This window comes from Polyangium mundeleinium (assembly GCF_028369105.1).
GTDB classification, from domain to species: domain Bacteria; phylum Myxococcota_A; class Polyangia; order Polyangiales; family Polyangiaceae; genus Polyangium; species Polyangium mundeleinium.
Genome location: NZ_JAQNDO010000001.1, coordinates 8,218,968 through 8,234,563 on the forward strand (window position 1 = coordinate 8,218,968; position 15,596 = coordinate 8,234,563).

13 protein-coding genes and 2 pseudogenes are annotated in these 15,596 nt (G+C 67.5%); 6 read left to right on the forward strand and 9 right to left on the reverse strand.

All coding sequences use genetic code 11. The features are described from left to right. Positions 1-55: 55 nt before the first annotated feature. The gene (locus tag POL67_RS32695; protein ID WP_271924342.1) at positions 56-247 is read right to left on the reverse strand and encodes a hypothetical protein; all 192 of its coding nucleotides are present in this window, start codon (positions 245-247) and stop codon (positions 56-58) included. 252 nt (positions 248-499) lie between these two features. Between POL67_RS32695 and POL67_RS32700 the strand changes: the two genes are divergently transcribed. Then, positions 500-1,090, forward strand: a complete 591-nt coding sequence (locus POL67_RS32700) for a GNAT family N-acetyltransferase (protein WP_271924344.1) — start codon at positions 500-502, stop codon at positions 1,088-1,090. A 126-nt stretch (positions 1,091-1,216) separates the two neighbouring features. Then, complete coding sequence (locus tag POL67_RS32705) at positions 1,217-1,393, forward strand: hypothetical protein (protein WP_271924346.1); 177 nt, start codon at positions 1,217-1,219, stop codon at positions 1,391-1,393. A 188-nt stretch (positions 1,394-1,581) separates the two neighbouring features. Here the strand turns inward: POL67_RS32705 and POL67_RS32710 are convergent. The 4 genes and pseudogenes from POL67_RS32710 to POL67_RS32725 all read right to left on the reverse strand — a co-directional run. Then, positions 1,582-1,950 (reverse strand): annotated as a pseudogene (locus tag POL67_RS32710) (IS701 family transposase); the annotation flags it as partial. Between the two features lie 31 nt (positions 1,951-1,981). Then, positions 1,982-2,263 (reverse strand): annotated as a pseudogene (locus POL67_RS54340) (transposase); the annotation flags it as partial. A gap of 217 nt (positions 2,264-2,480) precedes the next feature. Beyond that, a complete protein-coding gene (locus tag POL67_RS32720; RefSeq protein WP_271924352.1) occupies positions 2,481-2,792 on the reverse strand; it encodes a peptidase inhibitor family I36 protein in 312 nt (103 codons plus the stop codon). A gap of 136 nt (positions 2,793-2,928) precedes the next feature. Continuing rightward, the gene (locus tag POL67_RS32725; RefSeq protein ID WP_271924354.1) at positions 2,929-3,693 is read right to left on the reverse strand and encodes a hypothetical protein; all 765 of its coding nucleotides are present in this window, start codon (positions 3,691-3,693) and stop codon (positions 2,929-2,931) included. Between the two features lie 1,035 nt (positions 3,694-4,728). On the opposite strand from POL67_RS32725, the gene POL67_RS32730 reads away from it, so the two are divergent. The 3 genes from POL67_RS32730 (at position 4,729) to POL67_RS32740 (ending at position 6,999) form a co-directional block, all read left to right on the forward strand. Further along, entirely contained in the window at positions 4,729-5,451 is a 723-nt protein-coding gene (locus POL67_RS32730) for a glycoside hydrolase family 75 protein (protein WP_271924356.1), read from the forward strand. A gap of 169 nt (positions 5,452-5,620) precedes the next feature. Beyond that, positions 5,621-6,496 (forward strand): polysaccharide deacetylase family protein, encoded by an 876-nt coding sequence (locus POL67_RS32735; protein WP_271924358.1) that lies wholly within the window; start codon positions 5,621-5,623, stop codon positions 6,494-6,496. Positions 6,497-6,657: 161 nt separating this feature from the next. Beyond that, complete coding sequence (locus tag POL67_RS32740; RefSeq protein ID WP_271924360.1) at positions 6,658-6,999, forward strand: hypothetical protein; 342 nt, start codon at positions 6,658-6,660, stop codon at positions 6,997-6,999. A 309-nt stretch (positions 7,000-7,308) separates the two neighbouring features. On the opposite strand, the gene POL67_RS32745 is transcribed toward POL67_RS32740, so the two are convergent. Together POL67_RS32745 and POL67_RS32750 are read right to left on the reverse strand one after the other, a co-directional pair. After that, positions 7,309-7,884: a cysteine hydrolase family protein gene (locus POL67_RS32745; RefSeq protein WP_271924362.1), complete on the reverse strand. Its 576-nt coding sequence runs from the start codon at positions 7,882-7,884 to the stop codon at positions 7,309-7,311. A gap of 323 nt (positions 7,885-8,207) precedes the next feature. Next, positions 8,208-8,537 carry a DUF6209 family protein gene (locus tag POL67_RS32750; protein WP_271924364.1) on the reverse strand — a complete coding sequence of 110 codons (330 nt, stop codon included), beginning with the start codon at positions 8,535-8,537 and terminating at the stop codon, positions 8,208-8,210. Positions 8,538-8,825: 288 nt separating this feature from the next. Here POL67_RS32750 and POL67_RS32755 point away from each other — a divergent pair, with 288 nt between their 5' ends. Beyond that, positions 8,826-12,728 carry a hybrid sensor histidine kinase/response regulator gene (locus POL67_RS32755; protein ID WP_271924366.1) on the forward strand — a complete coding sequence of 1,301 codons (3,903 nt, stop codon included), beginning with the start codon at positions 8,826-8,828 and terminating at the stop codon, positions 12,726-12,728. Positions 12,729-13,196: 468 nt separating this feature from the next. On the opposite strand, the gene POL67_RS32760 is transcribed toward POL67_RS32755, so the two are convergent. Continuing rightward, on the reverse strand, positions 13,197-14,357 hold the full coding sequence (locus POL67_RS32760; protein WP_271924368.1) for a hypothetical protein: 1,161 nt from the start codon (positions 14,355-14,357) through the stop codon (positions 13,197-13,199). A gap of 2 nt (positions 14,358-14,359) precedes the next feature. Further along, entirely contained in the window at positions 14,360-15,565 is a 1,206-nt protein-coding gene (locus POL67_RS32765) for a PEGA domain-containing protein (RefSeq protein ID WP_271924370.1), read from the reverse strand. Between the last annotated feature and the right edge of the window lie 31 nt (positions 15,566-15,596).

Genomic DNA, 15,596 nt, shown 5'->3' on the forward strand with positions numbered 1-15,596 from the left:
CCAATCGAAACCGGGAGCGCTTCCGGTACGGAAGGCTCCCGGGCTGGCTGCGCGTCTAGAACGTGTTGCAGGGGCAGGAGACGCCTACCTCCTCCGCATCCTTCGTCTGGATGTAGTTCTCGTACCAGAAGAGGTGATGCGGCTTCCTGTGGGTCAGGCGCGGCTCCTGCCGGTTGTGGCCACTTCCGCCGTCCTGGAACCAGATGGTGCGCACAGGGGCGCGGGCGAGTTGCTCGATTCGTTGCATGGAGTCTCCTCGATGCGGTTGATGGGCGTTCGATGGCGTAGCCGAATGCTGCGAATCCTCCGACCACCCGCTCGCCGAAGGTACAATGAACGCGCCAAGCGCCGTGTCCGCCGTATGCTCGTCAGTGTTCAATAATGTAACGTCACATCGCTCCTTGACACGCTGACTCGACGGTTCACGTTCCCCTTGTCTCGTTTCAGGCGGCGCGCTGCGAAAACGAGGCCCGCCGCCTCGCCGTGAAGGAGGCACGCCATGCGCAGGACTCTATTTCCGGACTATCCGTCCGTCATGCCGACGCTTCAATTCCGCGCCAATGCGCACTTGACGTCGCTTTGGACTGCCGCTCCAGGCGAAGTGCTCGATCTGTTCGATCGCGACCGTGAGCGTTTGCGTGCGTGGTGCCCGTGGGTGGACGGGTGTCGGAGCCTGGAATCCCTGCAGGAGGTGATGGCGGCGGCGCGGCGCGACTTCGATGAGCAGAAGGCGTTGTGGTTCGTGATCCGGCACCGCGACGCGGTGGTGGGTGTGATGGGTCTGTACGACTTACGCGCCTCCGATCGTCGCAGCTCAATCGCCTGCATGGTGGAAGAGGCGCACGAGGGGCTGGGGCTGGTGTACGACGCAGGCGCTGCGCTGACGTGCTATGGCATGGATGCACTCGGGCTCATCCGTATCGAGGCCCAGACTGCCGCTGAAAATCGGCGCGGCATCAAGACGATGGAGCGCCTCGGCTTCCGGCGCGAGGGCGTGCTCCGGTGCGCTCAATGGTTGCACGACCGCCCGGTCGATAATGTGGTTTACTCGCTCACGGCGCAAGATCCACGACCGCGCCGGATCGGATAGAAAAGAATTTGCATGAGCAGCCTGAGCGCATCCTCCTGGCATGCTCCTTGTGTCTCCAAACGTGCGGGGGGTGAAAGGTCTTGCGGCATCCGGCGCCGCAACACCCCACCACGACACGGAGGCATCATGGAACCGCGTGAACAATCGAGCAGCAACCAGGTCCGTATCGTTCGGCTCCAGGGCAACGGCACCAGGCACAATCGTCCGGAGCCGCACCTGACCCACGAAAAGCCTCACCACGTCTTCAACTACGCCGAGGTCACCCACATGCCTGACGAGGAGGACACGCAGGAATCGGCATAGGCGCCGCCTACTGCGCACTAGCACTCCTCTGCCACCACCAACCACACCTTCATATCGGCACGAGCGCCCGCACCGTCGCTCCGCACCGCGCGCATCTCATGGGCGCAGCGAGCCTTTGAATCAGTCGCCGCCGGATCTCCGGTAGCGACGGTTCAGGCGGTGAGCCGCTGTGTCCAAGCGTTTTTTTCGGCGTTGCGTAGGTGCTGAAGGAAGGCGAAGGCCATCATCGTCAGGAGCGCGTGATGATGCAGCGCGTGCCAGGAGCGGCACTCGACATGGTCGAGCCCGAGCTCCTCTTTCATCTGCTGATGTGCTTGCTCGCAAGCCCAGCGCGCCTTGATCACCGAGGCGAGCGTTCCGAGTTCGGTGTCGGGCGGGTAGTTCGAAAGGTAATACTTCCGCACGCCGTTCGCGCGCTTTTCGCAGACGAGCCAGGCTTCTTCGCCTGGCCCACGATTGTGTCCGATGACCTTCGGTCCGTCGGCCACGCGCACGCGGATGGCGGCGAACGACGCGGAGAGATGGCCTTTCGTCCCGTCCCGCCATTGCACTTCCTTGAAGCCGTTCTTTGCGCGCGTCGAAGAGAGCCTGGCAGTTGGCGTTCTTGCCGAGTTGCCCGCAGTACTGATGCGCGACGCCGACCGAGTGCGTTCCCTTCTTTGGAATTGCGGTGTCGTCAATGATGAGGTGGGCGTTCTTGCCGCCGACGAGCGCTCCAGCCTTCTCGAGGAGCACGCGCTCGTGCCCGGCCGTGTCCCAGCGAGAGGTCGAGATGAAGTGGTGAAGCTGCTGCGTCTCACCTGGGCAAACTCGCGCGGCCATCGGCTCGATGCTCTTGCGGTCGCCTGGCCCGAGCAGCCCACGTAGGTAGACCGGCCCCCACTTCTGCTGGGACGGGTAGCCGAACTCGTGCAGGAACCGTGGCCGCCGCGATGAGCCCCCGCGTGAAACGTAATGTCATGGCCAGCTCTCCCTTTATTGCGCTCGAGGCGGTGCGGGCGGAGGTCCTGAACGCACCCGCGTGGGTGGTGAAACGATGCACCACCCAACCACGGCCAGGTCGACCCCTCCCGCCCCCGCTCCTCACCTATGAGCAGATGCTCCACCTGTGCGACGAGACGACGTCGTTCCAGCCTGGCAGCATGCGGGCCCACCTCTGGCCGTTCTTGAGGCACGTCCCACGCCCCCTGTAGTTGGGGTGCTCGTAAAAGATCACGTCGCGGTTGCCGCTATTGTACCCGTTGTTCCATGCGCTGGAAACCATGTCGTGTCCGCAGAACGACGCATAATCACTGACATTGCCCTCCGTGGAGCAAACTCGCCCCCCGTAGTTGATGTGCTCATAGACGTAGACCCTCCCGTCGGCAGCGCTGGCAGGCGCTGCGAGAGCGACCCCCATGAGACCGATTGCCGCGATGATTGCCCTTGCCGTTCCTGTTCTTCGCATCTCCATCCCTCCTCGTTCCGCCCTCGATCGGACGATCTCTTGAAGCCCGGGCGCGATTGTCGGGGCACGTCTTCGGACCGCTGCGCCCCTAGGATCCCCCGGCGGTGATCTCTCGGGCTCGCGGGAGCGCGGCGTGCTGCATGCGCCGCTCGGCTTCGATCTGAGACCGGTATTTCTCGCGGACGCGGTCCCCGTAAACCCGGTCGAGCTCCTCCACGGTCGCTGCAAGCGCGGTGTCGCGAGCACAGGTGGCTTCGGCGACCGCCAGGCGGACCTCGACGTCGTGTGCCTCGGCGGGGCCGAGGCCTTTGGTGAGATCATCGAGCGCGGAGCGGAGATCCCTGGGGCTCGGGTACGGATGCCCGGCCCCGCTCATGCACCGGGCCCAATCCTCCACCGCCTTCGTGAACCGCGCGTCCTGCTCGACCTCGGCGACATACAAGGGCGCGAGGTTTCCCACGATGGTGGTCGCCTGAAACCAGGCCTCGAGATCACCATAGAGGCGACGTTGCGCGTCCGCGCGGCAGCTCCGGTCGCTGGCCGTGATGACCCCGCCCATCGGCATCGCCACGGACAGTCCGTCCGGCCGCTCCCCGTTCAGGGCCGCCAGGGCGGCGAGTTGCTCGCCCGGGGCCAGCGCATCAAAATACTGCTGGTTGGGGTTCGGCCGCATGGCCTGCGCCCTTCCTCGCGTGCCTCCGTCACCGAAGCCGTGCTCTCGGGCCCACACCACATCATCGATGACGTAACGAAAGGACGGGCGCTCGCTCGGCGGCGTGCAGACAGGAACGAAGGTGAAGCCGTGCGCCTTCATGCACCGGCTGATCAAGATCTGTTCGGCCAGATCGAGCATTGCGATCTCTACCGCAGAGACCTGCCGAGGGGGTGTTGGGCTGTCCCCGTCCGGTGTCGCCGATCCACAGCCTCCACAGCCGGTGAGGAGGGCGGGCAGGCAGGCAACCATCGCCTGGATGGCCCTGCCAAACAACGAACCGCCCCGATATGGCGTTCCACCTCCCCGGGCCCGCGAAAACTGCTCGCTGGCCATGAACCCCTCCGTGACGGCTCGACCGACCAGTTGCAGGATGAAAACTTGCCGATAGAATCCCGTCGCATTGAATGTCGACGACCGCTCTCGTCAGAACGTAAGGCGACGGCCGGTCGCGTCGAGGGGGCTGGACGCGCGTGCCATGGCAGCGTCACCGGAAAAATCTCGCAGCCGACTCCCTGCCATATCCCCGGCCGGCCCGAGCCCCCTCCGCTGAGGCCGGCCACCGGACGGCGTTCGACGTCACCATGGCGGCGCGAGCTTCAGCAGCCGGGCATGAGGAGCGGCCGGGTTAGGGTGTCTCCGCCGCAGATACGACGGCTTTCCCTATTCCACTCACTATCGCGGCCGCGCATGAGCAGCCCCCCTGACGGAGGCAGGTGGTGGTGGCCGGCCTGATCTGGCATGAATCAATTGCCGGATGCGGAAATCGGGAGCGGAAACGGAAGCGGCAGCGGCATCAGGCGCCTGCCCCGACTTGCCCTCTCACCCGGTCTCATCCTCCACACCACCCACCCGGCCCGCGCGCGGCACTGTGCTCATGGTGCCCCTGGAGGTACTGCGGGATCCCGATCGCCCTGTCAGGGCCCGAACCCTCGCGTGCAGAGCGCGGCGCGCTCCTCGAGATCGAGGCCCGGCGCGCAGCGAGGCTGTTTGCCAGCGCGGCCCCTCCCGGCTCTGCAGAATTCGACAGATCGCGTCAGGATGCGCTCACATCACGGCCCATCTCGCCGGACGTGTTTTGACGATGCCGTCGTTGGCCTCGGTCTCGACCGTCGCGTAGAGCCAAGGCTCCCGGCCCGTCTGAAAGCGCTTTATGCTTGAGCTAGGAGGGACGCCATGCCAGGAACTCGTATTCCTTCCGCGGGCGGCATCGTGGCCATTGCTGCGATCTTGCTGGCGAGCGCGCTGCGGAGCGCGATGGTGGCGAGCTCCGGCGAATACGACGACGCCGCCCCAGCTCCAGCGCCGGGCCCTGAGCCCGTGCCTGCCGATCTCGTCGCGAAACTGACGAATTGCCATCAGCTCGCGGGGACGACGAAATTCGCACATGACGCAGGTGGCGCAAAGACCGTACCCCTGTGCGCGCTCAATGGCGCGATCTGGTGGACCTCGGACCTCGACATCGACTGCGACGGCGGCCGAGGCGCGGAATGCAAGGCCGACCCGTATTATCAGGCAGAGACGTCCGCCGTGGACTCGGCGGGCAACCCGCTGGACGCGTCTACGCTCCCTTTCGTCGTCTTGCCCCTGCCGAGCAACGGCTTCGATTACAAGGCCCACGGCCTGGAGCTCGGGAGCGTGGTCGGCGTCATCCACCAAGGGAAGATACTCTACGGCATCCTCGGCGATCTCGGCCCGAAGGGCGTGATCGGCGAGGCCTCGTACGCCATGGCCCAGATGCTCGGCATCGACCCGAGCCCGACCTTTGGCGGCGTCGACGGCGGCGTCACGTACGTGGCATTCACCGGGACGAGCGCGGTGGTGACGAGGAACGAAGATACGGCGCAGGCGGCGCAAATCGGGAAGGCGCGAACGGCGGCGGTGATCGGCGCGAATTGAGCGCTGCATCCTGTCGGAGAAGCCCCGCGATCTTGCCGTGCGCTGAAGCTTCTCCCCCTCACCATCATCATCGCAGCCATTGACGGTTGGGTCTGGCCGTCTGATGACTTGCGAGGAATGGCGCTGATCGCCTCGGAATGGCGGGCCGCGTCGATGGGGAGGTGGCATCATGCGCAGCGAAGGTGCAACGGATACCATTCGGGCCCTCCTCCTGGGGGCCTTCGCAGTATCCGCGGGGCTCTCCGCGCATGCGACTCACGTCACGCCCGAGCGTCACACGCCCGCGGGCCCGGCGGCGTCTCGCACGCTCGAGGCGTGCGAGGAGGCCCCAGAAATTCCCTTCGATCTGCGGCCGGCGTATCTCACGCCCGATACCATCGGGCTCACCTTCGACGACGGCCCGGATCTGGTCAATACCCCCAAGGTGCTCGACGTGCTGGCGCGTGAGGGGGTCCACGCGACATTCTTCATCAATACGGAAAACTGGTCATCCCTGAGCACGAACGAGAACGCCCGCGCCATCGTGCGTCGAATCGTGGAGGAAGGGCACGCGCTCGGCAACCACACGGTGCACCACTGGCGCCTTTCCTCGCTGTCACCCGAACGAATCGAGCATGAAATCGCGAGCGTCGAGCAGACCGTACGGGAGATCCTGGGCGACGAGGCGCCGCGCCTCACGCTCTTCCGGGCGCCTTACGGCGATCCTTACGTGGGGGGCCGGCGCGGCCGGGGCTATCAGAAGGTGGCCCCCATCGTCGCGCGGCACGCAGTCCACATCGGATGGAATATCGCCATCGCCGACGGCCGGTGCCCCCGGGGCGACGCGGAATGCGTGCTCTCCGCGGTGAAGCGGAACCTCGATCGAGGCTTTTACGGCATCATCCTGCTCCATAGCACCCACGCGCAGACCGCCAGGGCGCTGCCAGCGATCATCGAAGAGATCCGGCGACGGGGGATGCATTTCGTGTCGGTCGAGGACGTCGTCCGGGCGCGCTTCGGGCGATCGTCGGCGGAATTGGTGGACGATCCGTGCAAGGAAGGCTAGCTCGACGCATGAGGGCGCCTACGGTGGCAACCCGTTCGCTTCCACTCGATCCGTAGCTTCCCGAGCCGCGTCACGGGCAGCGGAAACGCAGGCGCGCCCCTGCGGCGCGCCACCCCGCGGCCCACGGAGCGCCTAGCTCCGCTGCCGATGCGGTTGACGACGTGCCGGTCAGCGACGATGTTTACCGCCGGTCACGCCCCAGGAAGAAGCACGGTCAGGAGTTCCTTCCTTTTGGCATCCTTCCCGAAGAGGTCCGCATACAAGAGCGCGACCCGGCCCTCCTCGCGGCATATGCCTCTGACGCCTTCGCCTGCACCGCGGCGATGTACGCCGCCCGCAGGTCCCTCGGCATCGCGGCGCTCGACGGCTGCGGCGAAGCTTGCGTCGGGGAAGGCTCGACCGGCGCCGGCTGGCCATCGGGGAGGGCGTCGCGGCCGCAAGACGCGGCAAGCAGGATCAACACGGCGGCGGTGGAGGCGCGGCGATGGAGCAGTTGCCTCTGAGTCGCCGAAGGCCGGGGCGACCGCTTTCCCGCAGCACAGGAAGCCGCCCACGACGCCCGCCCTGGAGCCGGCCTTCGACTGCTAGGCGAGCCTCCCACGCCTAGCCCGGACGCGCCCGCGTCCGGGGTCAAAAGCGCCCGCAAACGCTGATCATAGGCGCGCTCCACACCCCGGGACGAGCGGCGCCGCCGCCTCTGAGCTTCACGAGATTCGGCGGCGAGCGTGGGGAGCTTGAACAAACCCGAGCAGCTCGGTGATACCGCGTGCTGAGGCTGTACCGCGCCGCGGGCTACCGCGAGGTCGAGCCGTTCAACGGGGAGCCGTACGCGCACCACTGGTTCGAGAAGGAGCTGGCCACTCCGCGCACGTAAGGATTTCCGCTCCCCTGCTGGGAAAGACAGTGTTGACGAGGAGCTCGTGCACCGCCGGATCCTGGTCAGCGCACCCGTCGCGGAGCACGGTCAGCCTGTAGCCCCGGTCCGACGCGTCGTATAGCGTGGCCGCGACCATGGCGCTCGTCGCGACTCCGGTGAGCGCGAGCGAGTCCACGCCGCGGGCGCGGAGCACCAGATCGAGATCCGTTCCCGCGAACGCGCTCGTGCGCCGCTTGAGCACGACGACGTCGTCCGCGGTGACCTCCAGCGCGACCTCCGTACCCGGCGAACCCTCGTGGAACAGGTCACCGGCTCGGTAGAAGGCCGCGAAGACCTCACCCGCCAGGTCCGCCCCGTTGGCCCGAAACGCGGTACGCACGAACACGACCAGCGCCCCGGCCGCGCGCGCACGCGGCAGCAGTTCAGTCACCGGTGGCACCACGGCCTTCGTGAATGGGTAGTTGTCGAGAATCCCGGCCTGGAGGTCACCGACGATCAGCGCGCTTCTCATGGCGCGAGCTTCTCCATCCGGCGGCCCACCGTCAACAGCACACCGAGGCCGCCACGATCGAGCGCTCCCTCCTTTGTCTTCCAGACAGCACGAGCGGCGATGCGTAGCGCCTCGACGGCGGGTGGCAGGACGCCCGTCGCCTGCGCCCTGACGGCGAGCTCGCGCGGCGGACGCTCGCGCAGGCGGATCTGTCGGAGTTCCCGGCGGAACCTGGCCAGGTGTTCGTCATTGCTCGACCCGCAGGGCACTCGCGCCTCCGCTTCCGCTACGGGTTCCGGCACCCCTGCAGGCGCGCAGCAGCTTGTCAGACCGAGCTGCGGCCCTTACCCAGCGGCCTTCACGTCCAGCCAATAGTTCTGGCCGTAGCGGCTATCCCAGGTCGAGCAGCCCGTGTGATCCGTATTGTTGAACCATAGCTCGATCCGGCTGGTGTTCGCGGGCACGTTCACCTGGCAGGCTCCTGAGGAGACATCGCCGGCTTGCTCCTGTCCGCTCGGGTGAAATCGGAGGTTGACGCGGATACTCCACGCCTTCTGCCCATAACGCTCCGCCCGGCACTGACACAACCTGTCCGTGGCGTATTCGATCTGCAAGGGCTCCCCGGCTCGAATGTCGCCGCTCTGCTTATGAGACCAGTCTGACGAAAAGCTCACTGTAGCCATTGCTTTTTCCTTTCAGGGACACTTGCGGGCCCGCTCAGGGCTTCGCCTCGGGCTGCTCCACATACAAGAGCCGCGACGTTCCGTGTCGCCCCAGATAAGCTCCATCGGGCCACGTGCGCCATGGGACCAAAGTCCTACTCCGGCAGCTCCCGGCGGGGGCGCCCCGGGGCGCCGGCGAACAACCCCCGCGCCTCTTCCCTTATGTCTGGCGCTTCCTGTGCGCCGGCCAGGTCGAACAAGACTGCGACCGGGAGCGAGCGCGCGTAAGATGCGCGGCGCATGACCATCCGGTCTTCCTTTCGCCCTCGACATGCGCTCTCCTGCCTCGCCTTGGGGCTCCTCCTTTCTCTTGCGGGTCCCGCCTCCGCCGCCGACATCGCGGATCTCGGCGTGCCCATGATCCGCTCCTTCGGCGCGGACGACGGGCTCCCCCAGAACAGCGTCAATGCCATCGCCTTCGAGCCGGGCGGGCGAATGTGGATCGGCACCCAGGCCGGCACCGCCTCCTACGACGGACAGCGGTTCACGCCGCTCGAGCTGCCGCGCGGCGTAACCTCGTCGAGCTGGGTGACGGCCCTTGCGGTGACGCATGACGGCGCCGTCTGGTTCGGGCTGGAGACGGGCGAAATCTTTCGTTATGCGAGCGAGCGGTTCACGCGCATCGAGGCGGTCGAGGGCCCCACGAAGCTCGTGCGCACCATCGTCGAGACGCGCGAGGGGGAAGGCCACGCGCTCTGGGTGGGCACCGTGGGCGGCCTCCACCGCCTCGACGCGGGCGAGCGCTTGCGTCGGATCGAGCTCGGGCCCGGTTTCGAGCGCGCAGGCGTCGATGCCGTGCGCGAAGGCCATGGGCCGAACGGTGAGAGGACGCTCTGGGTGGGCACGACCGCCGGGCTCTTGCATTGCGAGGCCGAGCGCTGCGCCCCGTTCGCCACCAAGGCGAACGGATTGCCTCATGATATCGTCACCGCTCTGCTCACCACCGTCGGCGAGGGGGGCCGGCCGGAGCTCTGGGTCGGCACGATGGGCGGCCTCGCCCATCACGCGGACGGGCGCTGGGAGCCGTTCACGAAAGCGAACTCGCCTCTGCCCGCGGAGTTCGTACGGACGCTCGGCGAGACGGTGAGCGGCGCGGGAAAACGTGCGCTCTGGATCGGCACCATGGGCGGGGGCCTGGTGCGCTTGCAGGACGGCGTGTGGACGGTGCTGGCCAAGGCGCGCTCGACCCTCCCGGACGATTACGTCATCGCCCTCGCGCCGACCAGCCGCGCACACGGCGCGCAGGTGCTGTGGATTGGCACCACCAACGGCGGCCTCTCACGCTTGCGGCACGACGGGTGGACGGCGTTCACGCCGCGCAACTCGCCCCTCTCGGGCGCCGTGTACGCCATCACGGAGGTGCGCCCCGAGGGCGGCGCGCCCGAGCTTTGGTTCGGCATGGATGGCAACGTGATCCGGCGGTCCGCGGGAGGCTTCTCGCCGCTCACTTCGCCCGATACGCCGGGGGGGCTCGGCAATAGCATCACCACGCTCCTCGCCTCCCGGCGCGAGCCCGGCGTGGTCTGGATCGGCAGCGCCAGCGGCGAGCTCCATCGCTGGCAGGACGGGCGCTTCACCACGTACACCCCGCGCAACTCCCCGATGCCGCGCGGCAATGTCACCGACCTGCGCGAGTCGCTGGACGGGCACGGGTTATGGGTCACCACGCTGGGCAGCGGCGCCGCGCGCCTCGACGACCAGGGCGCCTGGCAGGTCGTCAAGCAGGAGAACACGCAGCTCCTCGACAACGGGGTGACGTCCGTCCTCGAGAGCACGCGCCCGGGCGACAAGGTGGCCACGTGGTTCGGCACGCGCCGAGGGTTGTCCCGGCTCGAGGACGGTCGATGGACGAACTACACGTCGGCGAACGCGCCGCTCGGTGGGGACTTCGTCGCCACGCTGACCGAGCTGCGCGATATGCGCGGCGCGCGTGTGCTCTGGATCGGCACCCTGGGCGGCGGCGTCGCGCGGTATGACCTCGACGCCAACGTGTGGCGTTCGCCTCTCGGCACGAAGAGCCGCCCGTCGCTGCCGGACGACACCATCTATCAGGTGCGCGCGGACGCGCGGGGCCGCATCCATCTCTTCACCAACCGCGGCGTCGCGCGCCTCTCACCCCGCGCGCCCACGCCGGACGACCCCGCCGAGTTTTCTCTCTACACCTTCACCACCGAGGATGGGCTGCCGAGCAACGAATGCAACATGAACGGCTCGTTCGTCGACAGCCGCGGCCGCATCTGGGCGGGCACCGCCGGCGGCGCCGCCGTCTTCGATCCGGCAGACGAGGTCGAAGCGACGACGCCCAAGCCGCTCGTCCTCTCCGCGGCGCGCGCGGCGGGCGGGGCGCTGCTGCCCGGGATGGGCATCGCGTGGGACGAGAACACCGTCGCCTTCGATTACGCGCTCCTCTCCTTCTTCCGGGACCGCGACACGCGTTATCGCACGCAGATGGCCGGCTTCGACCCTTCGCCGAGCGACTGGAGCACGGACGCCAAGGCGAGGTACACGAACCTCTCCGCGGGCGCGTACACCTTCCAGGTCTGGGGGCGCGACCATGCCGGCAACGTGGCGGGGCCCGTCTCGATTGCATTCCAGGTAAAGCCCGCGCCGTGGCGGACGTGGTGGGCCTACCTCGGCTATACGCTCGCGCTCTTCGGGCTCGTCTGGAGCGGGGTGCGCGTGCGGCTGCGCGCGCTGCGGCGGCGGACCCTCGAGCTCGAGCAGCAGGTCGAGTCGCGCACCGCCGAGCTCAAGGCGGCCAAGGAGGCAGCCGACCAGGCGAACCGCGCCAAATCGGCCTTCCTCGCCAGCATGAGCCACGAGCTGCGCACGCCGCTCAATGGGATTCTCGGCTACACGCAGCTCGTCGCCCGCATGCCGGGGCTCCCCCGGGAGGGCAAGGACGGGCTCGGCGTCGTGCAAAGGTCGGGCGAGCACCTGCTTTCGCTCATCGACGACGTCCTCGACCTCGCCCGCATCGAGGCGGGCAAGCTGGAGATTGTTCCGAGCGATGTCCATCTGCCCCTGCTCGTGCAAAGCGTGGTGGACCTCTGCCGGGTGCGGGCGGAGGGCAAGGGGCTCGCATTTCATTACGTGCCCGCGAAGGATGCGCCTTCCTGGGTGCGCGCGGACGAAAAGCGGCTCACGCAGGTGCTCGTCAATCTCGTCGGCAATGCGGTCAAGTTCACCCGGGAGGGGAGCGTCACCTTGCGCGTCGAGGGCCGGGGCGAGGAGGTTTCCTTTCACGTCGAGGACACCGGGCCGGGGATTGCACCTGCGGATCTGGCGCGCATCTTCCAGCCCTTCGAGCAATCGGGCGACCGGCGCGCGCGTATCGAGGGCACCGGGCTCGGGCTTTCGATCACCCAGCGCATCGTGGCGCAGATGGGCGGCCGGATCGAGGTGCAGAGCGCTCCGGGCGCGGGAAGCACGTTCACGGTGACCCTGCGCCTGCCCGCCCTTCCGGAGCGTGCGACAGCGGGCGAAGAGCACCTCTCCGAGGAGATCACGGGCTACGAGGGCGCGCGGCGGGTGGTGGTCGTCGTCGATGACAACGACCATAACCGTGCCTTCTTGCGCGACGCGCTGGGGCCGCTCGGGTTCGAGGTCGAGGAGGCCGAGGAAGGCGGGAAGGCCCTTGCGCTCTGTGAGGAGCGGCGGCCCGATCTGGTGATCCTGGACCTCACCCTGCCGGACATCCCTGGCGACGAGGTCGCGCGCCGTCTGCGCCAGACGCCTGCGCTCACGGGATTGCCCATCGTGGCCTCCTCCGCGAGCGTGGACGAGGAGCAACAGAGGCGCGCCAGGGACGCCGGCTGCGACGAGTTCCTCCCCAAGCCCGTGCGCTTGCCGGCGCTCTTCGAGGTGCTCGCGCGGCGGCTCGCGCTCACCTGGAGCCACGCGCCGCGTGCAATGGAAGCGGCGCCAGGGGAGGCGGCGCCTGCGCCCCGGATCGAGCCGCCCGCGGAGGTACGCGCGCGCCTTCTGGACCTCGCCGAGCGAGGGCGTATCCCGGAGCTGCTGCAAGCGTTGCAGGCGATCGAGGCGGAGGACGCGCGGCTCTCCGCTTGGGTGGGCGAGGTGCGCGCGCTGGCCGAGGGCTACCGCCTGGGCGAGCTTTGCGAGATGCTCGCGCCCGGATGAGCGCTCGGCCCTGCAATGCCCCTCCTCGGTATGGCCGGGCTGCCACATGAACTCGAATCCCGGCCAGAAGGCCTAGACGAGGCGTGCGTGCCCCCTTCCGCTGTTCCACAGACCTGGCCATTGCCATGGCGCAGCCGAGCGCGCGACGGCGCCCCGTCTTCGAGCGACGAGCAAGAAAAAACCTTCCCCTCCCGGGTCCGCGTCCGGCCCTCTCTTTTGGTCTTGGTGCGCGAGCAGGCGTCCGACGCCAGAATCGGCCCGGGAAGGGGAAGGCTGGGGGCCAACAAGCGACCCCCAGGAGAGGGCGATGGGAAAACGCATGCCCAAAAAAGCATCTCCCCACCGCCCCCTCCTGCGAGTCGCTTGTGCTTGTCCCTCAAGACAAACAACGCGTCGGAGAGGCAGCGGGTAACGATGCTCGTTGCTGATTTGTACGAAGATGTCGTACCTGCGGTGCGCGCCCGAGGTCTACTCGTCAAACATGTACGAGGGTCGACAGCAGAACGTCACAGCGTTCTCCTCATCCTCGACCGCCTCGCCGATAGGCTCCCCACCGCCCGCCTCGCACGTGCCCTTGACGTAGACGTTTTCCGTGACGGACTTCCCGCCGATGGCTCGGCCCGCGGGGAGGATGGGATCGCAGGGGCTGTCCTCGGACGTGACGATCCTCTGGTGGAACTCGTTCGAGCAGACACCATCGTCGAAGAGGCGCACGGTTGCCATGCACATGCCCCCTTGCGGCGCGCCGCACATGCATTCTGTGCACTCGCGCGATTCCTTGGGCTGAAACGGGTACATGACCCGAGGCCCCTCATAATCGTAGGGCTTGGGGCACTTGGTGTGCTTCCCCTCCCGCCACAAGCATTGACGGTGGGGATAATGAACCTTGGGAATGCACAGTTGATCCCCCGCGCCGCAAAGCGACGAATCGAGGCTCGACCGACATGCAAGCGCGCCCGTCTCCCATTCCGTGCTCTTCGTCCCGCCCACCTTGATGATCTGCGACGGCTTGACGCCGCACGTCTCGTTGGCCGGAGGCGGAAGCGCCGAGAACGTGATCGACTGCGCGCACGGGACGCCGCTCCCCGGGGGGCACTGCGCCCCCGCGGGCAGCGCGTTCGCGCCCGTGCAGCTCCCCTCCCACCCCCCCGGGCCGTCAAAAGGGAGCGACGGCGCCCCCCCTGCGCCGCACATGCCAGCTCCGATCGTGATCGCCCCTGGAACGCCGCTGCATTGCCCCGTGGCTTCCTGGCATTCGCAGGGGTCGCACTGCGCGGGGGGAGCGGTAAGGCCGGCGTAAAGCCTGAGCTGCTCGCCCCCGACGAAGGGGCACTCCTTCGGCATGTCCGCGGCCGGGCCGAACCAGACGGCCCACGGAACCTGGCTCCAGAAGCCGGCCTCGGGATCGTCGGGAATCTCGACGCATTCCCCGCCTTGCGATGTGCAGGCGGCTTGGGGCTCGGCGTCCGGCGCGTCGGATCCGGCGTCCGTGCCCCCGTCGATGCACTCGGGCGCGGGGAAAAACGAGTCCGGATCACACTCGACCGGTACGAAGGATGGTGGCGCCGTGCAGGATACGCCAATCACACCGGTGGACGACACGAACATAACAAGAAAAAACCTGCGCATGTTCAAAACTCCCAACCTCCGCCGATCTGGGCGCCGACCATGACCGCCGGCTGCTCCGAAAGGATCGTTGGTCCAACAACCACCATCACACCGCTCGATAAGCCGAGAATATCGGCCGCTGCCTGAACCGTGAAGGATTGCGTAAGTCGAACCCTGGCGCCGACGCGGCCTCCCACGCCGGGCTTGACAAACGAAAAACTCGCGGGGGTGTAGCCCTGACTCGTGATGTCGACGTTGAGCACCCCGAGATGCCCAATCCCGCAGCCGTAGAACCACTTGTAGTGCCCGCACACGCTCGCGATCGCACCTGCCGTCATCGCATTGATCGGTCGATCCGCGACGCCCGTCGTCAGCCACGCCGCGCGCGCCTCGATCCCCAGCGACACGTGCTCATTCGGCCGGATTCCCCCACCCACCGCCAAACCTACCGCGGGGCTCCACGACGCCACGCCAAACACCACCACCGGCCCCGCCTCGACATAACCCCGCATTCCCTTCTTGTCTGCTTCCGCGAACGGGTCTTCCTGTTTCGTAAATCCAGGCCCCGAAACCACCACGGGCAACGTCACGATCGGGGCCTTCTCGGGGACATGGATCGCCGGCGCCTCTTCCACCGTGCGCGCCGTCAGGGGGACGGAAACCTTCATGTCCTTCCCCTTCACGGCCGTGAACGTCACGACCGCCTCTTCGAAGCCGTCGAGGGTCGCGCGGATCTCGTGCTCTCCCCCCGCCACGAACGTCCAGAAGGCCGAACGCCCCACAGCATTCCGATCGACGCCGTCCACCGTCACACGCGCACCCGCGTGGGAGACGATCACCTCGACCCACGAGCCATGCGCGCGCGCCACCTCGTGCGCCTCGAAAAAGCGCCTGCGCTCGGCTCGCTCCGCGGGCGTCGTGGCGGGGGCCTGATGGAGCGCGTAGAGCAGAAGCTCGGTCGCATCCTCGGGCCTACCGCCCTCGACCAGCACGAGCCCGAGACGCCCCGCGACGAGCGGATCGGACCGCACGTTGAGCGCCTGGCGGTAGGCCCGGGCGGCTTCGCGCAGCCGGCCCGCGACGCGCTCGTGATCCCCGAGCTGCGCGAACGCCTGGAACTCCAGGTCCCTGTCCGCCTCGGGGCTCTCGTCGGTGGCGCTCGGGAGGCTCTGCGCCCGCGCCGCGGGCGACGCGAGAAGCAGGATCGAACAGCATACGATCGCGCGCATGGGTTGGTTCTTTTAGCACACTCGGAGGCTC

What these genes read in the sequence shown, in the direction of transcription:
- POL67_RS32695 (WP_271924342.1), bottom strand. Translation starts at nt 247, where the DNA reads ATGCAACGAATCGAGCAACTCGCCCGCGCCCCTGTGCGCACCATCTGG.
- POL67_RS32700 (WP_271924344.1), top strand. Translation starts at nt 500, where the DNA reads ATGCGCAGGACTCTATTTCCGGACTATCCGTCCGTCATGCCGACGCTT.
- POL67_RS32705 (WP_271924346.1), top strand. Translation starts at nt 1,217, where the DNA reads ATGGAACCGCGTGAACAATCGAGCAGCAACCAGGTCCGTATCGTTCGG.
- POL67_RS32720 (WP_271924352.1), bottom strand. Translation starts at nt 2,792, where the DNA reads ATGGGGGTCGCTCTCGCAGCGCCTGCCAGCGCTGCCGACGGGAGGGTC.
- POL67_RS32725 (WP_271924354.1), bottom strand. Translation starts at nt 3,693, where the DNA reads ATGCTCGATCTGGCCGAACAGATCTTGATCAGCCGGTGCATGAAGGCG.
- POL67_RS32730 (WP_271924356.1), top strand. Translation starts at nt 4,729, where the DNA reads ATGCCAGGAACTCGTATTCCTTCCGCGGGCGGCATCGTGGCCATTGCT.
- POL67_RS32735 (WP_271924358.1), top strand. Translation starts at nt 5,621, where the DNA reads ATGCGCAGCGAAGGTGCAACGGATACCATTCGGGCCCTCCTCCTGGGG.
- POL67_RS32745 (WP_271924362.1), bottom strand. Translation starts at nt 7,884, where the DNA reads ATGAGAAGCGCGCTGATCGTCGGTGACCTCCAGGCCGGGATTCTCGAC.
- POL67_RS32755 (WP_271924366.1), top strand. Translation starts at nt 8,826, where the DNA reads ATGACCATCCGGTCTTCCTTTCGCCCTCGACATGCGCTCTCCTGCCTC.
- POL67_RS32760 (WP_271924368.1), bottom strand. Translation starts at nt 14,357, where the DNA reads ATGCGCAGGTTTTTTCTTGTTATGTTCGTGTCGTCCACCGGTGTGATT.
- POL67_RS32765 (WP_271924370.1), bottom strand. Translation starts at nt 15,565, where the DNA reads ATGCGCGCGATCGTATGCTGTTCGATCCTGCTTCTCGCGTCGCCCGCG.